Raw genomic sequence first — 22,950 nt, 5'->3', positions numbered from 1 at the left:
TGGCGCCGCAAGGTGTGAGAGTTCAAGTCTCTCCTTCCGCACCATACTTTAAGACTCATGCTTCATTGCGTGAACTCTGTTGGGATATCGCCAAGCGGTAAGGCAGCGGCTTTTGATGCCGCCATTCCCTGGTTCGAATCCAGGTATCCCAGCCACAACATTTAAAAGCTCGCTCTCAGCGAGCTTTTTTTGTTTCTGATTTCCTTCTTTTTGTACTCCTTCCCCCTCTTTATTTCTGCCTGTACCCGTAACATTTTCCTTGGCGTCTGTATGGTTGAATTGGTATTGAATCCCTGTAGGCTTATGGTGAACATGTGCTGATCGGATCGCTTTCGATCGCGTATCAAACCGTTTGTACGACAGGGACGCAGTAAAACATGAACAAAAATGACAACCTCAGCAATCCTATTCAACATCAGGTTTATCACGCTCTTCCTGATGATGTTTACAGCGACGTCCCGCCGGTGCGCGTCGAGCAGCCTTCGCTACTCGCTCTCAATCACGATCTGCTTTCACAATACGGCCTCGCCTCATCATGGTTTGAAAGCGCAGAGGGCATTAACTTTCTTGCCGGTAATCATGACTATGCCGAGCAACATCCTATTGCTATGGGCTATGCCGGTCATCAGTTTGGTCACTACTCTCCGCAGTTAGGTGATGGACGGGCTCATATGCTGGGGCAATTTAAAGACGCTAACGGCCAATTAATCGATGTACAACTCAAAGGCTCGGGACGCACACCCTATTCCCGAGGTGGTGATGGTCGTGCCACGCGAGGCGCAGTGATCCGAGAGTACCTCATCAGCGAAGCCATGGCTGGGTTAGGCATCCCCACTACACGAACATTGGCCATGATATCGACGGGCGATCAAGTGATGCGCGACTACCAAATGGTGCCTGGTGCCATTCAAGTACGCACCGCAACCAGCCATATTCGCGTCGGCTCTTTCCAGTATGCTTATGCCAAACTGGGTGAGAGCGGCGTAAAAGCACTGGCGGACTTTCTTATTGAGCATCACTTTCCCGATATTGCTGAAAGTGACGATAAATACCTCGCGTTGTTTGAAGCGATTTGTGTGCGTCAGGCAAACCTTATTGCACAGTGGATGTTAGTCGGCTTCATTCATGGTGTGATGAACACAGACAATATGTCGCTGGTGGGTGAAACCATCGATTTTGGTCCATGCGCATTTATGGATGAATTCAAAACAAACAAAGTGTTTAGTTCTATCGACCGTGAGAGTCGTTATGCTTGGGACCAACAGGCCAATATTGGCTATTGGAATTTACAGCGTCTCGCTGAAACCTTCTTGCCACTGTTAGATAGCGATTCGGACAAAGCCGTAGAGAAGGTGCAAGCACCACTGACCACCTACATCAACACATTCCAGCATGCCTTTGAGCAAGGGCTCAAACGAAAATTAGGCGTGACGGTATCAACACCAGATGCGGAAGACTTTGTTAACCATGCACTGCCGATGGTTGCCGCTGAGGGTATGGACTTTACTCAATTTTTTGATGCGCTTACACGCGTAGCACAGGGTTCGCCTAACAGTGACGTTCTGGCTTTGTTCTCCAACCAAGAAAAAGGCGAGCAGTGGTTGAGCAGTTGGCAGGAAATTAGGGAACACTCAACCGAGACAGTGAGTGCGATGCGAACCGCGAATCCCACGCTTGTCGCGAGAAATCATCAGGTAGAGCAGGCGATTCAAGATGCGACAGAGCGTGACGATTTTGCTCTATTCCATCGTTTGAATGAGGCGTTGAAAACACCGTATACCGTGAGTGAAGAAAACCAAGATTTACAAGCCGCGCCGGCACCTAACGAGCGCGTGCTTAGAACCTTCTGCGGGACTTAACTTAACCAAACGTTGAAAGTATATTCGAAAACAAAAATGGGGCTCAAAGCCCCATTGCGTATTTCAAAACCTGCTTCTTTATTGGGCCGCTTTTCTCCGCCAGCTTTAATCCAACATTGCGTAGCAATTTCAGCGGCGCAATTTCATTGCTAAATCCAGAATAGAAGAGATCCATGCCCGCCTGCATGATGAGGTTATCGGGTTTACGTTTACGCTCGTAGGCTGCCAGCACTGAGTCATTGAGCCATTCCACGCCAGCATCAGCAGTCACATCCAATAACGCGTCCACGTCTTTAAATCCGAGATTAACACCCTGACCCGCCAGTGGGTTGATGGTATGCGCAGCATCACCGAGCACCACCACATTATTGCGATAATAAGACTGCGCATGGCGTCGGGTAAGCGGAAACGCACCGTGTTGAAGCACCTCAATATCACCTAGCTCTTTAGGGAAGTGGCTCAAGATTTCTTGTTTCAGCGCTGCAGGTGTCATAGCACCAAGTTGTTTAATGCGTGAGGGTGAGTCATACCACACCAACGAACCTTGATGACCAGTAAGAGGCAGGAATGAGCGCGGTCCATCCGGCGTAAACCATTGCCATGTGACATCTTGCTGAGGCAATTCGGTTTTCACATTAATCAACATACAGTGTTGGCGATAATCCCAAGCAGTCACACCAATGTTGGCATAATCTCGAACGCGGGAATTCGCACCATCAGCGCCCACTAACCAGCGCCCATGAAGCACCTCGCCGCTTTCCAATTCTACGCGGTGTCCATCACCATCAGGCTGCATGGCAACAATATTGGCAGGACACAGCAAAGCCAGATTTTCTTGCGCTTCACAGGCCTTCCAAAGCGCCAGTTGAAGCACACGGTTTTCAACGATAAACCCTAGTTCAGACAAATCCATACTTTGCGCATCAAAGCGGATACGGCACTCAGGATGCTCCCAGGTTTCAAGGCGACGATACGGACACAGGCGCATTTTGAGCACCGAATCCCATACCTTGAGCGAAGTAAGCAGTGATACAGATGCTGGCGAAATAGCCGACACACGTAAGTCCATTGGCTGCTCTGGCGAAAAAGCCTGTGGCGCAATACGCTCCACCATTGCCACGCGTTTTCCTTGTCTGGCAAGACCAAGCGCTGTCGCCGCCCCCACCATACCGCCACCGACGACGATAATATCGAATTGTTTCATAACACAATCTCTTTAAGTCCTGAGGGCATTTTACCCTTCACGCCACCAATTGCGACTCCCTCTGACCTCTGCACCACATAAATCCTGCAAAAAATTGGGGAGAAGGTGATCTGGTCACAGTTTGGCTAAAGCAGTACAATACGCCCCCAATGTCCAAACCTCGTTGAAATTCTCACGGTTTGGCAACAACTGGACAATGCTTTTCGGCTGAGGTTGCAGTTATAACACAGCGTTACCACACATCACCTTTCAGCCGAAACACGTAAAACATTACTATGAGCAATAAGTTACATGGCTAAAAAACTTTTGATCAAAACCTGGGGCTGCCAGATGAACGAATACGATTCATCTAAAATGGCAGATCTTCTTAATGCGGCTGGCGGCTACGAGCTAACCGAAGTACCTGAAGAAGCCGATGTACTGCTTCTCAACACGTGCTCTATTCGCGAAAAAGCCCAGGAAAAAGTGTTCCACCAGCTAGGACGCTGGAAAAACTTGAAAGATCAGAAGCCCGATCTCGTGATTGGCGTAGGCGGCTGCGTGGCAACCCAAGAAGGCGACCACATTCGTGAACGCGCTCCTTATGTTGACGTAATTTTCGGTCCGCAAACGTTGCACCGTTTACCACAGATGATCAAACAGTCTCGTGAAGACCACGGTCCTGTCATGGATATTTCTTTCCCAGAGATTGAGAAATTCGATAACTTGCCAGAGCCACGAGCTGAAGGTGCAACAGCCTTTGTTTCGATTATGGAAGGCTGCTCAAAGTACTGTACGTTCTGCGTTGTGCCATACACACGCGGTGAAGAAGTCAGCCGTCCAATGGATGACGTACTGTACGAGATCGCACAACTGGCAGAGCAAGGCGTGCGTGAAGTTAACCTGTTGGGTCAAAACGTCAACGCATACCGCGGCGAAATGCACGATGGTGATATTTGCACGTTCGCAGAACTGCTGCGCTACGTGGCTGCGCTAGATGGTATCGACCGCATTCGTTACACCACCAGCCACCCGATAGAATTCACTGACGACATCATCGAAGTGTATCGCGACACGCCAGAGCTTGTTAGCCACCTACACTTGCCTGTTCAAAGTGGTTCAGATCGTATTTTGACGATGATGAAACGCCCGCACACGGCGATTGAATACAAGTCAAAAATCCGCAAGCTGCGCGAAGTTCGTCCTGATATCGCCATGAGCTCTGATTTTATTATTGGCTTCCCTGGCGAAACAGAGGCTGACTTCCAAGCCACGATGAAATTGATCCGTGACATTAATTTCGATATGAGCTTTAGTTTTGTCTACTCACCACGCCCGGGGACACCGGCGGCAGACATGCCGGATGACACCCCAGAGCAAGTGAAGAAAGACCGTTTGTCTGAACTTCAACAGCAAATCACTGCGCAGACCATGATCTTTGCGCGTCAGATGCTAGAGACAGAACAACGTATTCTTGTTGAAGGGCCATCTCGCAAAAACCTGATGGAACTGCGCGGCCGTACAGAGAATAACCGTGTGGTTAACTTCGCGGGATCGATGGATTTGATTGGTCAATTCGTTGACGTGAAAATCACCGACGTGCATGCAAACTCATTGCGCGGCGAATTGGTTCGTACTGAGAAGGAAATGAACCTGCGTATCGCAATATCTCCAGCCGAGATGATTGCAAAAACACGCAAAGAAGATGATCTAGGCGTAGGCGTGTATACTCCGTAATAGTACGGAATCACATCGCCGTGCCAAGCCCCGTTTCGGCGGGGAGAATCAATGGTTACCGGTGTGCTATTCAGGCACCGGTGATGTTTGTGAGGACAGGTTTGCGAGGACAGTATTGAACAAGATAATTACCTTAGAGGTATCACTGGAACCAGCTGATAACTCACGCCTAGCCAGCCTATGCGGCCCTTTCGATGACAATATCAAGCAACTCGAACGCCGTTTAGGAGTGGAAATCAACCACCGCAGCCATCACTTCTCCGTTGTGGGTAAGCCACACACTGCCACTGCGGCAATCGAAATTCTCAAAACGCTTTATGTAGAAACTACCCCTGTTAAGAATCGCTTTCCCGATTTGGAACCAGAGCATGTTCACCTCGCCATCAAAGAAAGCGGTGTACTTGAGCAGCAGGTAGAATCTTCTATCCCCTACGGGAAAGAGATCAACATCAAAACCAAGAAAGGCGTGATCAAGCCACGTACACCCAATCAGGCGCAGTACATCACCAATATGGTGACGCATGATATTACGTTTGGTGTCGGGCCTGCAGGTACAGGTAAAACTTACCTCGCTGTTGCTGCTGCTGTTGATGCACTTGAGCGCCAAGAAATTCGCCGTATTCTGCTGACGCGTCCCGCAGTAGAAGCGGGTGAGAAACTGGGTTTCTTACCCGGCGATCTTAGCCAAAAAGTCGACCCTTATTTACGCCCACTTTACGATGCCCTTTTTGAAATGCTGGGTTTCGAGCGTGTCGAAAAGCTGATCGAACGTAACGTGATTGAAGTCGCGCCGCTTGCTTACATGCGTGGTCGCACACTGAATGATGCCTTCATTATTCTTGATGAAAGCCAAAACACCACCGTTGAGCAAATGAAAATGTTCCTGACCCGTATTGGCTTTAACAGCCGCGCGGTGATAACCGGTGATGTCACGCAAATAGATTTACCGCGCAATGCAAAATCTGGCCTGCGTCATGCCATTGAAGTGTTAGCGGATGTCAATGAAATCAGCTTCAACTTCTTCCAAGCAGACGATGTTGTGCGCCATCCTGTGGTTGCACGCATTGTCCTTGCTTATGAAGCATGGGAAGCAGAAGACGCCAAAGCTCGAAAACACGCAGAAGAACGTCGCCGTCAAGAACGCGAAGCCACATTCTCGACGCCGCAATCAGAAGAGAACCAACAGTAACATGCAGTATTTTGTCGATCTTCAAATCGCGACACAAAACACCGAAAACCTGCCAAGTGAAGAGCAGTTTCAACACTGGTTTGAACAAGCAGTAAAATCTTTTTGCGAACAAGCAGAAGTGACCATTCGCATAGTGGATGAGTTTGAAAGCCAAACTCTTAACCGTGATTATCGCGGTAAAGACAAGCCAACAAACGTATTGTCATTTCCGTTTGAAGCGCCTCCTGGTGTAGAGTTAGACCTACTAGGCGACTTAATTATCTGTCGTCAGGTAGTCGAAAAAGAAGCACAAGAACAGAATAAAGACCTCTTTGCCCATTGGGCACACATGGTTGTACACGGCAGTCTCCATCTGCTAGGTTATGATCATATTGATGATGAAGAAGCAGAAGAAATGGAATCTCTCGAGATTTCTATCATGAATGCGCTTGGGTTCGACAACCCTTACGCGGCCGACTTTATCTAAATTAACGTTGTAAATATTGAGACAATGAACGAAGACAACTCACAAAGCTCTGAAGGTCCGAGTAGAAAGACCTTCTTCGAACGTTTAGGACAGATTTTTCAGGGTGAACCTAAAGATCGTCAGGAACTGGTAGATGTATTCCGTGATTCAGAACAGAACGATCTGATCGATCACGATACACGGGATATGCTCGAAGGCGTCATGCAGATTTCTGAAATGCGCATTCGAGACATCATGATTCCGCGTTCGCAGATGGTAACCATCGAACGCTCACAACCTCTCGAAGAGATTATCACGGTTATCAACGACGCCCAGCATTCGCGCTATCCGGTGATCAGCGATGACAAAGACCATGTTGAAGGCATTCTGCTAGCAAAAGACTTGCTACGCTACCTGATGGCCGACAGCGAACCGTTCGACATTGATAAAGTAATCCGCCGCGCTGTTGTCGTGCCGGAAAGCAAACGTGTTGACCGCTTGCTGAAAGAGTTTCAGGAAGAACGCTATCACATGGCGATTGTTGTCGATGAATTCGGCGGCGTATCCGGCGTGGTGACTATCGAAGATATTCTTGAAGAAATCGTTGGCGATATTGAAGACGAATACGACGACGAAGAAGAGCAAGAAATCCGCCAGCTCAGCAAGCACACCTTTGCGGTGAAAGCGCTGACCACGCTGGAAGATTTTAACGAGAAATTTGGTTCTCAGTTCAATGATGACGATATCGACACCATTGGTGGATTGGTCATGACCAGCTTTGGTCACCTTCCAACCCGCGGCGAAGAAGTGGACATCGAAAACTTCCATTTCAAAGTCACCGCAGCTGACAGTCGACGCGTTATCCAATTGCAGGTTACTATCCCCGATACGACTGCAGAGGAAACGGCTTAATCGTCAAATGCTAAATATTGAAACTTCAAAGCGGCCCCAAGAATTCATGCGGATCTTCGGGGCCGCTTTTTCTGGTGCACTTGCTACTCTGGCGTTCGCGCCTTACGCCTTCTGGCCAGCCATGCTGGTCTCTTTGATCGCACTTCTCCTACTTATCCACCAGCAATCACCTAAGCGCGCCGCGTTAATCGGTTTTAGCTGGGGTCTGGGCCAATTTGGTACCGGCGTTGGTTGGGTGTATGTGGTTATCGAGAAATTCGGTGGCTTACCAACGGCGATAGGGCTTTGTCTCATCGGCTTGTTGGTGATGTTCTTAGCGCTCTACCCTGCGCTGTTTGCATTCATCCTAAGACGCACTCGACTGCCACTCGCGTTATCGTATTTGTTATTCGCCCCCTCGCTTTGGCTTTTGATTGATTGGTTCCGCGGCTGGTTCTTAACGGGCTTCCCTTGGCTGTGGCCTGGTTACAGTCAAATTGATGGCCCTCTTTCTGCCTTTGCCCCTTTGCTGGGCGTACAGGGCATTACGCTTGCGCTACTGATTATTTCAGCATCGATTGCGCACACGCTCATCGTTCGTAAAGTCTCGGCGCTATTGCCGGCACTTGTGGTGGCGATTGTTGCCGCGGTATCCAGTCAAATTCCGTGGGTACAGGAAACAGGCGAAAGCGTTGATGTCGCCATGGTGCAAGGTAACGTTCCTCAAGAGCTGAAATGGCTACCGAGCCAGCGCTGGCCGACGTTACTGAGCTATCAGGACATGACACGTCAAAACTGGGACGCTGATATTGTTATCTGGCCTGAAGCTGCCATACCCGCATTGGAGCGCGATATACCCGACTTCCTTGCCCGTCTCGATTCGGCGGCGATCAACAACGACACTGCTATTATTACGGGCGTCCTTGATCAAAACCAAGAAGGGCAATTCTATAACAACGTGATTACCCTCGGTGATAATGGCATGGAAGGATACGATTATCCGGCGCAGCAAAGCTACAGTAAGCACCATCTGCTGGTATTCGGTGAGTTTGTGCCGTTTGCTGACATTTTGCGTCCGTTAGCGCCACTGTTTAACCTACCGATGTCATCATTTAGTCGCGGTGACTATACGCAGCCGAACATTAGTGCAAAAGGCTATCAACTCGCCCCTGCGATTTGCTATGAAATTGCATTTAGCGATCAAGTCCGCCAAAGCCTAACACCCGAATCTGATTTCATTTTAACCCTGTCTAACGATACCTGGTTTGGTACGTCTATCGGCCCACATCAGCATCTTGAAATAGCACGAATGCGCGCGCTGGAAAATGGCAAGCCTGTCCTGCGTTCAACCAATACCGGGCTCACTGCTGCTATTGGCTATCAAGGTGACGTGATCGCACAAATCCCGCAGTTTGAAACCATCGTATTGCGCGCCGATGTGCCGACAACACAAGGACAAACGCCCTATACCCGTTTTGGTGACTGGCCGCTTTATGTGTGGATTCTTATGTCAGGGATTGCACTGATTGTGTTAACACGCGGTCAAACATCATCATCTGACAGCAAGTCGCAATAATAAGAGCGAACATTCGCTACCCCCCTGTGTCTTAAACAAGGCTGAGCATCTCGTCTCAGCCTTGTTTTTATTTGCTTCATAGGGAGATTCAAATGCGCGCCTTAGCACGACTTTTGTCACTAACAGTGATCCTTTCTTCTTCGCTTTTTATCACACCCGCCTCGGCCGAACCTGATCCGGAATTATTTGCCGACACCCGTGCAGCCCTTGCCAATTACCACCGTTTTAATCAAGTAAAGCCGTTTTTCGAAAAGGCTTATGGCTACGCCGTGTTTCCATCGGTCGGAAAAGGCGGGTTCTGGATAGGCGGTGCATATGGAAAAGGCTTAGTCTTTCAAGGCAATAATACCGTCGCACAAGCCGAGCTTATTCAAGTGTCGATTGGGCTTACGTTTGGTGGGCAAGCATTCAGCGAAATACTGTTTTTTGAAGACAAAGAGACTTTCGACAGTTTTATGGCGGGCAGCTTTGAACTAGGCGCACAAGCTTCCGCTACGGCGCTCACTGAAGGTGCCGCGGCACATGTGGGCACCACGGGCACATCAGCCAGCGCAGGCAACGTGCAATCCAAGGCTTATTACATAAACGGCACCGCCATTTTCACCCAAGCCAAAGGCGGGCTAATGGTGGAAGCAGCACTCGCTGGGCAGAAATTTAACATTGAGCCGCTAAAATAAGACGCAAGCTGGGTCCTGGGAGCTTTTGATTAGGCGACGACCTGAATCAAGCTTTCGCTCTTCCTAGGACCTTTTTTTCCTAGGCCCTGTCTTCCCCACATTTACGCCGGAAATGGCTTACGGCTAAACTGTTTGTTGCCGCATTTGATGCACGGGATCAACACGCCAACATGGGTATGCTCGGTCTGATTCGCGCACTTCTCGCAAACCAGAATCCCCAAACCAACCACTTCGCCGGCAGAATACACACCATGATGCTGAATATCTTGCAGCACCTCACGCCATTCCAGTTGGGTCTTGTCTGTGATTTCGGCCAATTGCTGCCAGATAGAATTGGCAATCAAACTGCGGAATAACTGACCATCATCTGCGCCTGTCTCTGGCTGATTGTAACGCTCACTGAACGCCTGAACATCGCGCTTGAAGTATGCTTCAATCAAGGCGAGTTCATCTTTGGTCATGTCTGCCGCAGCACCAAAATATCGCTCAGACAAGTCAACCCAGCGTTGGAGCTCTACAGGGCTGTTCTTTAACGCGTTGCTAATTCGTTGAGTTAGCAACTTATATTCCGTTTTTTGCTCTGACATTGGGCACCTCTGCATTCAACTGTTGTTGCGCCATCTACCTTTAGTTATTCTATGTCGATTATTTTGGTACATTTCATACCTATCTCACAAATTTCCCGGATGTCATCGATGCAAGAACAATACCGTCCACAGGACATAGAGCCTAAGGTTCAGGCCGATTGGGACAAGAACAAAACTTTTGTTGCTCAAGAAGACCCTAGCAAAGAAAAGTTCTACTGCCTATCAATGTTCCCATACCCAAGTGGTCGCCTGCACATGGGTCACGTTCGTAACTACACCATCGGTGATGTGATTGCTCGCTATCAGCGCCTGCAAGGCAAAAATGTGATGCAGCCTATCGGCTGGGACGCATTTGGCCTGCCGGCGGAGAACGCCGCGGTGAAGAACAAGACTGCACCAGCACCTTGGACTTACGAAAACATCGAATACATGAAGAACCAGCTAAAACTGCTGGGCTTTGGCTATGACTGGGATCGCGAATTCGCGACCTGTACGCCTGAATACTATCGTTGGGAACAAGAGTTCTTCACCAAGCTGTACACTCAAGGCTTAGTATACAAGAAGACGTCTTCAGTTAACTGGTGCCCGAACGACCAAACCGTACTGGCTAACGAACAAGTTGAAGATGGCTGTTGCTGGCGTTGTGATACGCCTGTAGAGCAAAAAGAAATCCCACAGTGGTTCATCAAAATCACCGCTTATGCGCAAGAGCTGCTGGACGATCTGGACACCCTAGAAGGCTGGCCTGACATGGTGAAAACCATGCAGCGCAACTGGATTGGTCGCTCTGAAGGTGTTGAATTGTCGTTCACCGTTGCTGGCCATTCAGACCTAGAAGTTTACACCACACGTCCTGACACCCTGATGGGCGTCACCTACGTGGGTATCGCCGCAGGTCACCCTCTGGCCGCGAAAGCTGCAGAGAACAACCCAGAACTAGCAGCATTCATCGAAGAGTGCCGTAACACCAAGGTTGCAGAAGCAGAGCTTGCGACCATGGAGAAGAAAGGCATGGATACGGGCTTGACCGCTATCCACCCTTTGAATGGCCGTGAAGTGCCAATCTATGTGGCTAACTTTGTTCTGATGGATTACGGCACAGGCGCTGTCATGGCGGTTCCTGGTCACGACCAGCGCGACTACGAATTTGCCACCAAATATGGCATCGAAATCATCGGCGTTATCAAACCAGAAGATGGCAGCGAGCTAGATATTTCAGAAGCTGCGTACACCGAAAAAGGTGTTCTGTTTAACTCTGGCGAATTCGACGGTTTGGCTTTCGAGCAAGCGTTTGACGCGATTGCGGCAAAACTTGAGTCAGAAGGCAAAGGCCACAAGACAGTCAACTTCCGTCTACGTGACTGGGGCGTTTCTCGTCAACGTTACTGGGGTGCACCAATTCCAATGGTCACCACAGAAGACGGTCAAGTACACCCTGTCCCAGCAGATCAGCTACCCGTTCTTCTGCCAGAAGACGTAGTGATGGATGGCGTGACTAGCCCTATCAAAGCAGACAAAGCATGGGCAGAAACCACCTATAACGGTCAACCTGCGCTGCGTGAAACCGATACGTTTGACACCTTCATGGAGTCTTCTTGGTATTACGCGCGTTACTGTTCACCAAAAGCTGACCAAATGTTGGATTCAGATGCGGCCAACTACTGGCTGCCAGTTGACCAATATGTGGGGGGTATTGAACACGCTTGTATGCACCTTCTGTATTCTCGCTTCTTCCACAAACTGCTGCGTGATGCTGGCATGGTGGAAAGTGATGAGCCATACAAACAACTGCTGTGCCAAGGCATGGTGTTGGCGGATGCTTATTACTACAACAACGAAAAAGGCACGAAAGTATGGGTTTCTCCAACTGACGTGACCGTTGAGCGTGATGACAAAGGCCGCATCACTAAGGCAGTTGATAACGAAGGCAACGAGGTTGTTCACTCAGGCATGACCAAAATGTCTAAGTCGAAAAACAACGGTATCGACCCTCAAGAGATGGTGGACAAATACGGTGCTGATACCGTGCGTTTGTTCATGATGTTTGCGTCGCCAGCGGATATGACGCTGGAATGGCAAGAGTCTGGCGTTGAAGGCGCAAACCGCTTCCTGAAACGTATCTGGAAACTGGTCTTCGAGCACACCGCAAAAGGGTCGGTTTCTGCATTGGATGCCTCTGCGTTAACCGCCGATCAGAAAACGCTGCGCCGTGAAGTACACAAAACCATCGCGAAAGTAAGCGATGATATTGGCCGCCGTCAAACCTTCAACACAGCGATTGCTGCCGTGATGGAATTGATGAACCGCCTAACGAAAGCGCCGCAGGAAACCGACACGGATCGCGCGATCCTTGATGAAGCACTTAAAGCCGTGGTTTCTATGCTTTACCCAATCACGCCGCACATCAGCAATGAATTGTGGATTGCTCTGGGTGAAAGTGATGTCGACAACGCGCAATGGCCTATCGCAGACAGCGATGCCATGATTGAAGACGAGAAGCTAATCATCGTTCAAGTGAACGGCAAGCTTCGCGCAAAAATCACCGTTGCGGCTGACGCAGCGAAAGCTGACGTTGAAGCCATGGCACAAAACGATGAGCACGTAGTGAAGTTCACCGAAGGGAAAACCGTTCGTAAAGTGATCTACGTACCAGGCAAACTGGTTAACATTGTTGCTAACTAATTTGTTCGCATCTTTGCCAACAACAACAGGGAGAATTCGGTGACATCGATCTTTCGCTCTCTCCGAACCCTGCTTGTCGTGGTGGCCGCTTTGGCCACCGCGTCTTGCGGATTCCAACTTCGTGGCAGCTACAACCTGCCTGATGAAATTCAAAAGCTTTCTATCACGAGTTTTGACCAATACGGCAAACTGACCCGTGAGATGAAATCCCAGCTTCGTCTTTACGATATTGATCTCGTACCACCGGCTGAAACTATCTCAAATCTACGTTTGAATGGTGAGAGCTATGGTGAAAGTACGCTTTCTCTTTACCAAAATAGCCGCGTTGCAGAAAAGCAATTTGCTTACACTGTGAGCTATTCCGTGACGGTGCCTGGTAAAGGAAACTACGGATTCTCTACGTCTCTTAGCCGCACCTACCTTGATAACCCATTGACCGCACTAGCAAAGTCAGTGGAGGAGGAAATGCTTGCGCAAGAGATGCGAGTTGAAGCGACAAAGCAAATCATGCGACAACTCGCGCGTTTGAATGCGCATATCGAAGCCTTTGAGCGCAAAGAAGCCGAAGAGAAAGCCTTACGTGAGCTTTATCAGGGCGTCGATAGCACCAACCCTGACCTCACTATTGAAACGCGTTTTAACGGCAAGGAAGAGGAAAACCGCGGTAAACCTCTGTCCAGCTACACCACTGACGGTGAAAACGTCGAATGAGGATCTACCCAGAACAACTGACACAACGCCTATCTCAAGGTTTGTGTCAGACTTACCTTCTGTTCGGCAATGAACCACTGCTTAAACAAGAAGCCCAACAAAATGTCATTGCAGAAGCGGCACGCCAAGGTTTTGATGAAAAGCACCGCTATACGGTCGACAACCAGCTCAACTGGCAAGACATATACGATACTTGTCAGGCACTGAGTTTGTTTTCCAGCCGCCAGGTCATTGTCCTGACGTTGCCTGAAAACGCGCTGACAACTGCTCAAGCCAATGCATTAAAAGAACTCGAGCCGTTGCTACACCAAGATCTGGTGTTGATTCTGGAAGGCCCGCGTCTTAACAAAAAACAAGAATCAGCGAAATGGTTCACGCTGTTTCAAAAAAATGGCCTTTATGTGCCATGTAATACACCCGATGCACGCCAATTGCCTCGCTTCGTCGAAACGCGCTGTCATGCACTTGGCTTAAAGCCAGATCATGAATCCGTCCAATTGCTCGCACAATGGCACGAAGGGAACCTTCTCGCTCTGTCGCAAAGCCTGATGAAGCTGCAATTGTTGTATCCCGATGGCGCACTCACTTTGCCACGTTTGCAAGACGCCCTGTCACGAAACAATCACTACACGCCCTTTCAGCTCACCGATGCGTTGATTGATGGCAAAGCCAAACGTGCCGTGAGAATTACGCGCCAATTGGAAGCGGAAGGTGTCGAGATCACCATATTGCTTCGCGTGATCCAAAAAGAGTTAATACAACTTTGCAAGATGCAGGAATATGGCGCGTCGGGCATGGGGATAAATAAGATATTTGACCATTATCGCGTATGGCAAGCTCGCCGAGCACCGCTAACCTCAGCCTTGCACCGACTGCCACTGTCAAGATTAATGCACTTGGTCAACAGCCTTGCCAGCATCGAAATGATGGTAAAAACTGACTTTGATAGCCAGCCTTGGCCTGCGCTGTCCGCGTTTTGTCTTGATATGTGTGGCCACCCTGTGCACCTTGAGCCCATTCGCTGAGTATCAACGCGACACCACCGTATTTTAATCGCAACAGCCAGTGTTATAATTTTCTCGATGAGATCTCACTGACCAATAGCCACCATTAAGGGGAAAACATTGCTTCCGGACCAACTTCAACATTTCGTTGCCGACAAAGCTGATGATATGAAAGCGGCAGACATCGTGACTCTTGATGTCAGAAACAAAAGCAGCATCACTGATTTTATGGTGCTGTGCACCGGCAACTCTAAACGTCACGTTTCCTCCATTGCCGAGCATGTTGCTGATGAAGCACTGGCTGCCAACGTTCGCTCATTGGGTATGGAAGGACAAAACGAAGGCGAATGGGTTGTGCTAGACCTTGGTGACGTCATGTTACATGTCATGCAAGACGACCAACGTCAGTTGTACGAGCTTGAAAAGCTGTGGAACTGATCCGATGAAATTACAACTGATCGCGGTTGGCACCAAAATGCCGAAATGGGTCGAAGAAGGCTACAAAGAATATAGTCGCCGCTTCCCAAAAGATATGCCCCTTGAGCTGATCGAAATTACGGCAGGTAAACGCGGGAAAAATGCTGACATTGCGCGCATCTTGCAAAAAGAAGGCGAAGCGATGCTGGCGGCGGTTCCAAAAGGAAACCGCATTGTGACACTGGATATTCCGGGTAAGCGCTGGGACACAGAGCAGCTGGCTGAGCAATTGGAAAGTTGGAAACTGGATGCTCGAGATGTTTCCATCTTGATTGGTGGCCCAGAGGGACTGTCACCTGCATGCAAAGCGGCCGCAGAGCAGAGTTGGTCTCTGTCACCATTGACACTTCCTCACCCATTGGTCCGTGTAGTGATGGCTGAAAGTCTTTATCGCGCCTGGAGCATTACCGCGAATCACCCTTATCATCGGGAATAGTTCATGAGATACAGGCGTAGCCCAATACGCGATCATCAGGCCGAATCTTCTTTGTTTATCCGCCGAGCCATTGTGGCTTTCGGCGGCATTGTTATTTTAGTCGGCCTGCTTTTACTCAATCTGTACACCATTCAGGTTGATGACCATGATGATTACATCACCCGCTCAAACGACAATCGCATCAAAGTGGTGCCGGTTGCGCCTAATCGCGGCCTCATTTTTGATAGAAACGGTAAACTATTAGCCGAAAACCGCCCCGTTTACGCACTCGAAATCACGTCTGAGCAGGTCAAAGATATTCCTGGAACCATTGCGCGTTTACAGGCATTGATCGAGATTTCTGATCGTGAAATCGCCGCGTTTGAACGAGACAAAAAACGCTCTCGTCGCTTTAATGCGGTTGCCGTCAAAAATCAGCTTTCCGAAGAGGAAGTCGCGATATTTTCAGCCAACCAACACAAATTCCCAGGTGTTGAGATTAAAGGCTACCTCAAGCGCTATTACCCTTACGGCGATGCACTGACACACGTATTGGGTTACGTGGCCAAAATCAATGACAAAGACGTTGCGCGTCTTGAGCGCGACGAAATGAGCACCAACTACAGAGCGACTCGCGATATTGGCAAGCTCGGCATTGAACGCTTTTACGAAAGAGATCTTCATGGAACCGCGGGCTATCAAGAAGTTGAGGTGAACAGCCGAGGACGTATCATTCGCACATTGAAATACGTCCCCCCTGAGCCAGGTAAAGATCTTGTACTCAACCTTGATGTGGATCTTCAGCTCTACATCCGTTCCATTTTGGGTGAGCGCCGTGGTGCTGTTGTCGTACTTGACCCTGAAGATTCGTCCGTTTTAGCTATGGTCTCATCGCCAAGTTATGACCCGAACCTATTTGTTCATGGCATATCTAGCCCAGAATATCGCGGATTACTTGAAGACAAAAACCGACCTTTGGTCAACCGTGCGACACTCGGTATTTATCCACCAGCCTCAACAATAAAACCGTTTATTGCTGTCGCTGCGCTTCAAGAGAAAACGCTCACTCTTAATACCACACGTAATGATCCCGGTTATTGGCATTTACCTAATTCAACCTCTCGACCATTTCGAGATTGGCTAGCATGGGGTCATGGTAGAGTGAATATCGTTCAATCGATTGAAGAGTCAGTGGATACGTTCTTCTACCAAATCGCCTACGATTTAGGGATAGACAAGCTGTCTGAATGGATGAGCAAGTTTGGTTTTGGTGATTACACAGGCATCGATATCCACGAAGAAAGCAAAGCCAACATGCCAACCAGAGAATGGAAAATGGCACGTTACCGACAGCCTTGGTACAAAGGTGACACAATACCGGTCGGGATTGGTCAGGGTTACTGGACATCAACGCCGATGCAAATCGCTAAGGCGACCACCGTATTGGTCAACAAAGGCATCGTCCATCCACCGCACCTTTTAATGCGCACAGAATCAGAAGGTGAAGTGGAAATCGCACCGATCGCGCCGTACCCGCCCATTGCTGATGTTAACGACAAGTACTGGAATGCAGCACTTGAAGGTATGCGTTTGGTTAACCATGGCAAAAAAGGAACTGCACGACGTGCATTTGCCAATGCCCCTTATGTCACGGGTGGCAAATCGGGCACCGCACAGGTATTCGGATTGGCAGAAGACGAAGAATATAAAGCAGATGAAATTGCGGAGCATCTGCGTGACCACGCCTTGTATACTGGCTTTGCACCTTTCGATGATCCTCAAGTTGTGGTTTCTATGGTGTTAGAAAATGCTGGGGGTGGGTCCACCAATGGTGCTCCAATCGCCCGTCGTATTTTTGACCATATGTTGCTCGGAAAAGATAAAAATAACGAGGAGCAGGTTCAATGAGTATGTTCGCGTCCACAGGCCAAAAAAAGACCATTTTTGAGCGCTTGCACCTCGATGCTCCCCTGTTGCTCGGCATTATTTTACTGATGGGTTTTGGTTTAATGGTGATATGGAGCGCCAGCGGACAAAGCGTTGCCATGATGGAGCGTCAGGTTTTCCGCATGCTGCTGGCTCTCGGAGTGATGTTCGTGCTAGCGCAAATATCGCCGCGACATTACGAGTTCTGGGCGCCGTATCTCTATGTCACTGGCATAATCATGCTGATTGCCGTGCTATTTTTTGGCGAAACAGCCAAAGGGGCACAGCGGTGGCTGGATCTCGGTATCCTCACCTTTCAGCCCTCTGAGTTAATCAAACTTGCCGTGCCTCTTATGGTGGCACGTTTCATTGGTAAGGAACCTCTTCCGCCTCGCTTTAGAAACCTGATTATTGGCTTGGTGATGGTCTTTGTGCCTACCATCCTCATCGCCAAGCAACCGGATCTGGGAACGTCGATACTCATTGCGGCATCAGGGATCTTCGTTTTGTTTCTCTCTGGTATCCGATGGCGCATCATTCTTGGCGCAGGGGCTTTGGTCGCGGCATTTATTCCAGTGCTTTGGTTTTTCCTCATGCGCGAATACCAGCGCGTCCGTGTGCGGACACTTTTCGATCCAGAATCAGACCCGCTTGGCGCCGGTTACCATATTATTCAATCCAAAATAGCGATTGGATCCGGGGGTATTTCAGGCAAGGGGTGGCTGCAAGGCACACAATCACAACTGGAGTTCTTGCCAGAACGCCATACCGACTTTATCTTTGCCGTGATTGCTGAAGAATGGGGAATGGTCGGCGTCGCTTGCTTGCTCATGTTGTATTTGTTCATTATCGCGCGAGGTTTAATGCTGGCAAGCCGAGCACAAACTGCCTTTGGTCGCATGATGGCCGGCAGTATTGTGCTAAGTTTCTTTGTGTATGTATTTGTTAATATTGGCATGGTCAGTGGTATTTTACCCGTCGTTGGCGTCCCACTTCCATTGGTCAGTTACGGCGGTACATCCATGGTGACGCTAATGGCAGGCTTCGGGATTTTGATGTCTATCCACACTCACAGAAAAATGCTTTCAAAGGCTTTGTAATGAAAAAACTTCTCGTATTGATTGCGATTGTATTGTCAGGTTGTGCCACTAAGAACGACGAACGCTACAGTATTGCGCAAGACCAGGCGCCTGAAGCAACACCCACTTTGGAACATGTTGAGGATGCGCATCCTCGTTACGAACCCTACAGTCGAGCGGGAAACAAGAACTACACGGTTCTTGGTCAAGACTACGAAGTGATCAAAGATCCCGAAACGTTTACCACTGAAACCGGTATCGCTTCTTGGTATGGCAAGAAATTTCATGGCCATAAAACCTCGAATGGCGAGATTTATGATATGTATTCGATGTCAGCAGCCCACAAAACATTACCACTGCCGAGTTATGTCGAAGTGGAAAACACCGCCAATGGCAAAAAAGCCATTGTACGTGTTAACGACCGTGGGCCGTTCCATGAAGGACGTGTCATTGATTTAAGTTACGCAGCAGCATCGAAACTGGGGGTTTTGGCTTCGGGTACGGCTCCCGTCAAAGTCACTTTACTTAAAGTCGACAAACCCGTGGAGAACGATGAATGGCAAGGTGCGCGACTCAATCGCTACTTTGTGCAATTAGCCGCGATCTCCGATAAAACCAAAGCAGAAAAAGCGGCGGCGAGTTTTAGCCAGCAGTTCGAACTTCCCACTGACATTCATCAGTCGGGAAAAGTGTATCGTGTTCGTCTCGGCCCATTTCATGACTATGACCAAACGCAACATGCTGCAATGCTTGCACAAGAACATCAAATAAATGAGGCCTTCATCGTTGTTGAGCCAATGAGTAATGAACCGACTCTGAAATAGAGTGTCATTAATTAGTAAGTTGTTGTAACCCCATCTGACACTTATCAGGGCTATCTGATATAGTGTCGACTGCTTTTGACTAGAGAAATATTCAAGTAAGTACTTATATCTATGAAAAAATCACCTTCTTTGTTGCGCTCTTTAGTCTTGTTGACTGCCGTATCCACTTCCGCTGTAACGATTGCAGCACCATCTGTCGTACCTGATGCGCCTCAAATCGCAGCAAAAGGCTATGTATTGATGGACTACAACTCGGGCAAAGTCTTGGCCGAGAATAATGCCTACGAACGTCTAAACCCAGCCAGCCTAACCAAAATGATGACAAGCTATGTTATCGGTCAGGAAGTTGAACGCGGCAATATCAGCCTCGAAGACGAAGTTGTTATCAGTAAAAATGCTTGGGCGAAAAACTTCCCAGGTAGTTCGAAGATGTTTATCGAAGTAGGTACCACTGTTTCAGTTGCTGACTTGAACCGCGGTATTATTATTCAATCAGGGAACGATGCATGTGTGGCGATGGCTGAACACGTAGCGGGCTCTGAAGATTCATTTGTCGATCTCATGAATGGCTGGGCGAAAACCCTCGGTATGAAAGATACCAACTACGCCAACTCACACGGCCTCGATCATGATGAATTATACTCAACACCTTATGATCTGGCACTTCTAAGCCAAGCCCTTATCCGTGATGTGCCAGAAGAATACCGCATCTACGAAGAGAAATCGTTCACCTACAACGGCATCACCCAATACAACCGTAACGGTCTACTTTGGGATAAGAGCATGAATGTTGATGGTATTAAGACCGGCCACACAGACAAAGCCGGTTACAACCTCGTCAGCTCTGCAACCGAAGGCAAGATGCGTTTGATCGCTGTTGTCATGGGTACAAACAGCGCTAACGCACGTAAAGCAGAAAGCAAGAAGCTGCTGAATTACGGGTTCCGCTTTTTCGAAACCGTTGCACCGCATAAAGCCGATGAAACTTTCGTAACCGAAAAAGTATGGATGGGTGATACCGACCAAGTTGCATTGGGCGTGAGCGAAGATACCTATGTCACACTGCCTCGCGGTAAAGCGAAAGATTTAGAAGCCAGCTTTGTGCTAGAAAAAACACTTGAAGCCCCTATCGCGAAAGGCGATGTGGTCGGTAAGCTTTACTATCAAGTTGATGGCGAAGATGTGGCGGAATACCCACTAGTTGCGCTTAATAACGTGCAAGAAGGTGGTTTATTCAGTCGCTTGGTTGATTACATCATCATGTTCTTCAAGAGCTTGTTCTAAGCCCCCAGAAAGAATTTAGAAGGCAGCCTATTGGCTGCCTTTTTATTTGCCTCGCCCGCCCCCATATTCCTCCTCAAGCGCATGATCTTGTTTTCTTATAACAGGACGATTACTATTCTCCCCCAACGCAATGCGTGATCATTAGCACAAAATATAGGTCGCCGGACAATGCTTCCGACGCCAATTCTGGAGTAAAAAATGGAAGAGCAACCAAAACTAAAAGACCTTCTGGAGTTCCCATGTACATTCACTTATAAAGTGATGGGTTACGCCAAACCAGAACTCACAGATCTGGTTTTGGAAGTCATTCAGCGTCACGCTCCGGGTGATTACACACCGAGAGTGACACCCAGCGGCAAAGGTACTTACAATGCCGTGTCTATCACCATTACAGCGACGTCTATCGAACAAGTTGAAACGCTGTACAAAGAACTGGGTGATATTGAAATCGTTCGTATGGTTCTGTAAGCGATCACGTATAGACAAGATCACCACAATACTTTACGACAATGCCCTTACAAATAGACGGCTGTTAATTCAGCCGTCTGTCATTATAATGGCGTAACTGACGAGCTCGGTGCCCTTAATCTCTCAGCCCTTTTTAGCCAAGCAGGTGTACTTTGCAACAGAACCGCCTCATTATCAGACAACTTGGATTGCGTCCTTACGAGCCGACGTGGAAAGCCATGCATGCTTTCACTGACGAACGCACGGCTGAAACCTGTGATGAGATTTGGCTGGTCGAACACGAACCTGTGTTTACCCAAGGCCAAGCGGGAAAAGCGGAGCACTTACTCGCGACAGGAGATATTCCTGTGGTGCAAAGTGACCGTGGCGGACAAGTGACCTATCATGGGCCTGGTCAGCAGATTGCCTATATCCTGATTGACTTGAAACGCAAGAAATTGGGTGTAAGAGAGCTGGTAACCAGCATAGAAAACATAGTGATTGATACGCTTGCTCACTATGGTATTGAATCAAATGCACGACCGGACGCACCGGGTGTGTATGTGGGTGATAACAAAATTTGCTCGCTGGGTCTTAGGATCCGTCGCGGCTGTTCATTCCACGGATTGGCATTAAACGTCAATATGGATTTGTCTCCGTTCCTACGCATTAACCCTTGTGGCTATGCAGGGATGGCAATGACACAAACCGTCGATTTAGGGGGGCCAGCATCACTGACTGAGCTTTACCCTGTGTTAGTAGATAAACTGACATCGCACCTGAACTATGATCAGGTCGAGTCCCTAACAGAAAGCAATCAATTATGAGCAAACCGATCCAGATGGAACGCGGCGTTAAATACCGTGATGCAGACAAAATGGCGCTCATCCCGGTCAAGAACATGCCGACTGAGAAAAAAGAAGTGCTGCGCAAGCCCGAGTGGATGAAGATCAAACTTCCTTCTGACAGCAAACGTATTCAAGAAATTAAGTCTGCATTGCGTAAAAACAATCTGCATTCTGTCTGTGAAGAAGCGTCTTGCCCGAACTTGGCTGAGTGCTTTAACCACGGTACTGCTACGTTTATGATTTTGGGTGCAATTTGTACTCGACGATGTCCATTCTGCGACGTTGCCCACGGTCGCCCGAATGCACCAGATGACAATGAGCCAGCAAAACTGGCGAAAACCATCAGCGACATGAAGCTCAAATACGTTGTTGTGACCTCCGTAGACCGTGACGATCTGCGTGATGGCGGCGCACAACACTTTGCGGATTGTACCCGTGAAATTCGCGCCCTAAACCCAGAGATCCGCATTGAAACACTGGTGCCCGATTTCCGTGGTCGTATGGATACGGCATTGGAATTGCTAAAAGACAATCCGCCAGATGTGTTCAACCACAACCTTGAAACAGCACCGCGTCTTTACCGTAAAGCTCGCCCAGGCGCCAACTACAAGTGGTCGCTCGAACTGCTGAAGAAATTTGGTGAGATGCACCCTAACGTGCCGACGAAATCGGGTGTCATGATGGGTTTGGGTGAAACCAAAGAAGAGATCGTACAAGTGCTGAAAGACTTGCGCGAGCATGGTGTGACCATGCTGACACTCGGCCAATACTTGGCACCAAGCCGTCACCACTTGCCGGTTGAGCGTTATGTGCCGCCAGAAGAATTTGATGAACTACGCGATATCGCATTGGAGCTGGGCTTTACTCACGCTGCATGTGGTCCGTTTGTTCGCTCGTCTTACCATGCTGATCTGCAAGCGCAGGGTGTGGAAATCAAGTAGACACCATTGCTCTTTTAATCATGCTAAACGCCGAGCCCATGCTCGGCGTTTTTGTGTTGGTCGTTTCCCAAAAATCCGATTGCCCTTGGCGGATTTCCAAAATGGAAATATCACCTTCCCATAAAGTTAATAGTGGAAACTCCTAGCCGCAACGTAAAATAAACCCAA

At 48.8% G+C, this 22,950-nt stretch carries 21 protein-coding genes and 1 tRNA gene; 20 read left to right on the top strand and 2 right to left on the bottom strand.

Annotation, left to right across the window (positions count from 1 at the left end; translation table 11 throughout):
• Nucleotides 1–80: 80 nt before the first annotated feature.
• Nucleotides 81–155: transfer RNA gene (locus A1OO_RS03940), tRNA-Gln, on the top strand.
• Between the two features lie 222 nt (nt 156–377).
• Nucleotides 378–1,859 (top strand): protein adenylyltransferase SelO, encoded by a 1,482-nt coding sequence (locus A1OO_RS03935; protein WP_017004701.1) that lies wholly within the window; start codon nt 378–380, stop codon nt 1,857–1,859.
• Nucleotides 1,860–1,902: 43 nt separating this feature from the next.
• On the opposite strand, the gene A1OO_RS03930 is transcribed toward A1OO_RS03935, so the two are convergent.
• Nucleotides 1,903–3,063 (bottom strand): 2-octaprenyl-3-methyl-6-methoxy-1,4-benzoquinol hydroxylase, encoded by a 1,161-nt coding sequence (locus A1OO_RS03930; protein WP_017004700.1) that lies wholly within the window; start codon nt 3,061–3,063, stop codon nt 1,903–1,905.
• Between the two features lie 291 nt (nt 3,064–3,354).
• Here A1OO_RS03930 and miaB point away from each other — a divergent pair, with 291 nt between their 5' ends.
• From miaB to A1OO_RS03900, 6 genes are all read left to right on the top strand, one after another.
• Nucleotides 3,355–4,779 (top strand): tRNA (N6-isopentenyl adenosine(37)-C2)-methylthiotransferase MiaB, encoded by a 1,425-nt coding sequence (miaB, locus tag A1OO_RS03925; protein WP_016959663.1) that lies wholly within the window; start codon nt 3,355–3,357, stop codon nt 4,777–4,779.
• Between the two features lie 115 nt (nt 4,780–4,894).
• A complete protein-coding gene (locus tag A1OO_RS03920) occupies nt 4,895–5,968 on the top strand; it encodes a PhoH family protein (RefSeq protein WP_016959664.1) in 1,074 nt (357 codons plus the stop codon).
• A 1-nt stretch (nt 5,969) separates the two neighbouring features.
• Complete coding sequence (gene ybeY, locus A1OO_RS03915; protein ID WP_016959665.1) at nt 5,970–6,434, top strand: rRNA maturation RNase YbeY; 465 nt, start codon at nt 5,970–5,972, stop codon at nt 6,432–6,434.
• A 24-nt stretch (nt 6,435–6,458) separates the two neighbouring features.
• Nucleotides 6,459–7,325 (top strand): CNNM family magnesium/cobalt transport protein CorC, encoded by an 867-nt coding sequence (gene corC, locus A1OO_RS03910; protein ID WP_016959666.1) that lies wholly within the window; start codon nt 6,459–6,461, stop codon nt 7,323–7,325.
• 7 nt (nt 7,326–7,332) lie between these two features.
• On the top strand, nt 7,333–8,880 hold the full coding sequence (gene lnt, locus A1OO_RS03905) for an apolipoprotein N-acyltransferase (RefSeq protein WP_017004699.1): 1,548 nt from the start codon (nt 7,333–7,335) through the stop codon (nt 8,878–8,880).
• 92 nt (nt 8,881–8,972) lie between these two features.
• Complete coding sequence (locus A1OO_RS03900) at nt 8,973–9,557, top strand: YSC84-related protein (RefSeq protein WP_016959668.1); 585 nt, start codon at nt 8,973–8,975, stop codon at nt 9,555–9,557.
• A gap of 101 nt (nt 9,558–9,658) precedes the next feature.
• Here A1OO_RS03900 and A1OO_RS03895 read toward each other — a convergent pair whose 3' ends face one another.
• Nucleotides 9,659–10,144: a zinc ribbon-containing protein gene (locus A1OO_RS03895; RefSeq protein WP_017004698.1), complete on the bottom strand. Its 486-nt coding sequence runs from the start codon at nt 10,142–10,144 to the stop codon at nt 9,659–9,661.
• A 108-nt stretch (nt 10,145–10,252) separates the two neighbouring features.
• Here A1OO_RS03895 and leuS point away from each other — a divergent pair, with 108 nt between their 5' ends.
• The 12 genes from leuS (at nt 10,253) to lipA (ending at nt 22,782) form a co-directional block, all read left to right on the top strand.
• A complete protein-coding gene (gene leuS, locus A1OO_RS03890) occupies nt 10,253–12,826 on the top strand; it encodes a leucine--tRNA ligase (RefSeq protein WP_017004697.1) in 2,574 nt (857 codons plus the stop codon).
• A 39-nt stretch (nt 12,827–12,865) separates the two neighbouring features.
• A complete protein-coding gene (gene lptE / locus A1OO_RS03885) occupies nt 12,866–13,537 on the top strand; it encodes an LPS assembly lipoprotein LptE (protein ID WP_016959671.1) in 672 nt (223 codons plus the stop codon).
• Nucleotides 13,534–14,562 carry a DNA polymerase III subunit delta gene (gene holA, locus A1OO_RS03880; protein ID WP_016959672.1) on the top strand — a complete coding sequence of 343 codons (1,029 nt, stop codon included), beginning with the start codon at nt 13,534–13,536 and terminating at the stop codon, nt 14,560–14,562. The genes lptE and holA overlap by 4 nt, the downstream gene beginning before the upstream one ends.
• Before the next feature lie 99 nt (nt 14,563–14,661).
• Nucleotides 14,662–14,979, top strand: a complete 318-nt coding sequence (gene rsfS / locus A1OO_RS03875) for a ribosome silencing factor (protein ID WP_016959673.1) — start codon at nt 14,662–14,664, stop codon at nt 14,977–14,979.
• Nucleotides 14,980–14,983: 4 nt separating this feature from the next.
• Nucleotides 14,984–15,454, top strand: a complete 471-nt coding sequence (rlmH, locus tag A1OO_RS03870; protein WP_016959674.1) for a 23S rRNA (pseudouridine(1915)-N(3))-methyltransferase RlmH — start codon at nt 14,984–14,986, stop codon at nt 15,452–15,454.
• Between the two features lie 3 nt (nt 15,455–15,457).
• Nucleotides 15,458–17,341 (top strand): penicillin-binding protein 2, encoded by a 1,884-nt coding sequence (gene mrdA, locus A1OO_RS03865; protein WP_016959675.1) that lies wholly within the window; start codon nt 15,458–15,460, stop codon nt 17,339–17,341.
• Nucleotides 17,338–18,459: a rod shape-determining protein RodA gene (gene rodA / locus A1OO_RS03860; RefSeq protein WP_016959676.1), complete on the top strand. Its 1,122-nt coding sequence runs from the start codon at nt 17,338–17,340 to the stop codon at nt 18,457–18,459. The genes mrdA and rodA overlap by 4 nt, the downstream gene beginning before the upstream one ends.
• A complete protein-coding gene (locus A1OO_RS03855) occupies nt 18,459–19,262 on the top strand; it encodes a septal ring lytic transglycosylase RlpA family protein (RefSeq protein ID WP_016959677.1) in 804 nt (267 codons plus the stop codon). The genes rodA and A1OO_RS03855 overlap by 1 nt, the downstream gene beginning before the upstream one ends.
• A gap of 111 nt (nt 19,263–19,373) precedes the next feature.
• A complete protein-coding gene (locus tag A1OO_RS03850; RefSeq protein WP_016959678.1) occupies nt 19,374–20,546 on the top strand; it encodes a serine hydrolase in 1,173 nt (390 codons plus the stop codon).
• 198 nt (nt 20,547–20,744) lie between these two features.
• Complete coding sequence (gene ybeD / locus A1OO_RS03845) at nt 20,745–21,014, top strand: DUF493 family protein YbeD (protein ID WP_017004696.1); 270 nt, start codon at nt 20,745–20,747, stop codon at nt 21,012–21,014.
• A 152-nt stretch (nt 21,015–21,166) separates the two neighbouring features.
• Nucleotides 21,167–21,820 carry a lipoyl(octanoyl) transferase LipB gene (gene lipB, locus A1OO_RS03840; RefSeq protein ID WP_026024032.1) on the top strand — a complete coding sequence of 218 codons (654 nt, stop codon included), beginning with the start codon at nt 21,167–21,169 and terminating at the stop codon, nt 21,818–21,820.
• Entirely contained in the window at nt 21,817–22,782 is a 966-nt protein-coding gene (gene lipA, locus A1OO_RS03835) for a lipoyl synthase (protein WP_016959681.1), read from the top strand. The genes lipB and lipA overlap by 4 nt, the downstream gene beginning before the upstream one ends.
• The last annotated feature ends 168 nt before the right edge of the window (nt 22,783–22,950 follow it).

It is taken from the genome of Enterovibrio norvegicus FF-33, assembly GCF_000286835.2.
In the GTDB taxonomy this organism is placed as follows: Bacteria; Pseudomonadota; Gammaproteobacteria; order Enterobacterales; family Vibrionaceae; genus Enterovibrio; species Enterovibrio norvegicus_A.
The sequence above is the reverse complement of the archived record's forward strand: the minus strand, read 5'-3'. Positions and strand labels throughout refer to the sequence as shown.

Coding starts and splice junctions, on each gene's coding strand:
- A1OO_RS03935 (WP_017004701.1), top strand. CDS start 378: ATGAACAAAAATGACAACCTCAGCAATCCTATTCAACATCAGGTTTAT.
- A1OO_RS03930 (WP_017004700.1), bottom strand. CDS start 3,063: ATGAAACAATTCGATATTATCGTCGTCGGTGGCGGTATGGTGGGGGCG.
- miaB (WP_016959663.1), top strand. CDS start 3,355: ATGGCTAAAAAACTTTTGATCAAAACCTGGGGCTGCCAGATGAACGAA.
- ybeY (WP_016959665.1), top strand. CDS start 5,970: ATGCAGTATTTTGTCGATCTTCAAATCGCGACACAAAACACCGAAAAC.
- corC (WP_016959666.1), top strand. CDS start 6,459: ATGAACGAAGACAACTCACAAAGCTCTGAAGGTCCGAGTAGAAAGACC.
- lnt (WP_017004699.1), top strand. CDS start 7,333: ATGCTAAATATTGAAACTTCAAAGCGGCCCCAAGAATTCATGCGGATC.
- A1OO_RS03900 (WP_016959668.1), top strand. CDS start 8,973: ATGCGCGCCTTAGCACGACTTTTGTCACTAACAGTGATCCTTTCTTCT.
- A1OO_RS03895 (WP_017004698.1), bottom strand. CDS start 10,144: ATGTCAGAGCAAAAAACGGAATATAAGTTGCTAACTCAACGAATTAGC.
- leuS (WP_017004697.1), top strand. CDS start 10,253: ATGCAAGAACAATACCGTCCACAGGACATAGAGCCTAAGGTTCAGGCC.
- holA (WP_016959672.1), top strand. CDS start 13,534: ATGAGGATCTACCCAGAACAACTGACACAACGCCTATCTCAAGGTTTG.
- rlmH (WP_016959674.1), top strand. CDS start 14,984: ATGAAATTACAACTGATCGCGGTTGGCACCAAAATGCCGAAATGGGTC.
- mrdA (WP_016959675.1), top strand. CDS start 15,458: ATGAGATACAGGCGTAGCCCAATACGCGATCATCAGGCCGAATCTTCT.
- rodA (WP_016959676.1), top strand. CDS start 17,338: ATGAGTATGTTCGCGTCCACAGGCCAAAAAAAGACCATTTTTGAGCGC.
- A1OO_RS03855 (WP_016959677.1), top strand. CDS start 18,459: ATGAAAAAACTTCTCGTATTGATTGCGATTGTATTGTCAGGTTGTGCC.
- A1OO_RS03850 (WP_016959678.1), top strand. CDS start 19,374: ATGAAAAAATCACCTTCTTTGTTGCGCTCTTTAGTCTTGTTGACTGCC.
- ybeD (WP_017004696.1), top strand. CDS start 20,745: ATGGAAGAGCAACCAAAACTAAAAGACCTTCTGGAGTTCCCATGTACA.
- lipA (WP_016959681.1), top strand. CDS start 21,817: ATGAGCAAACCGATCCAGATGGAACGCGGCGTTAAATACCGTGATGCA.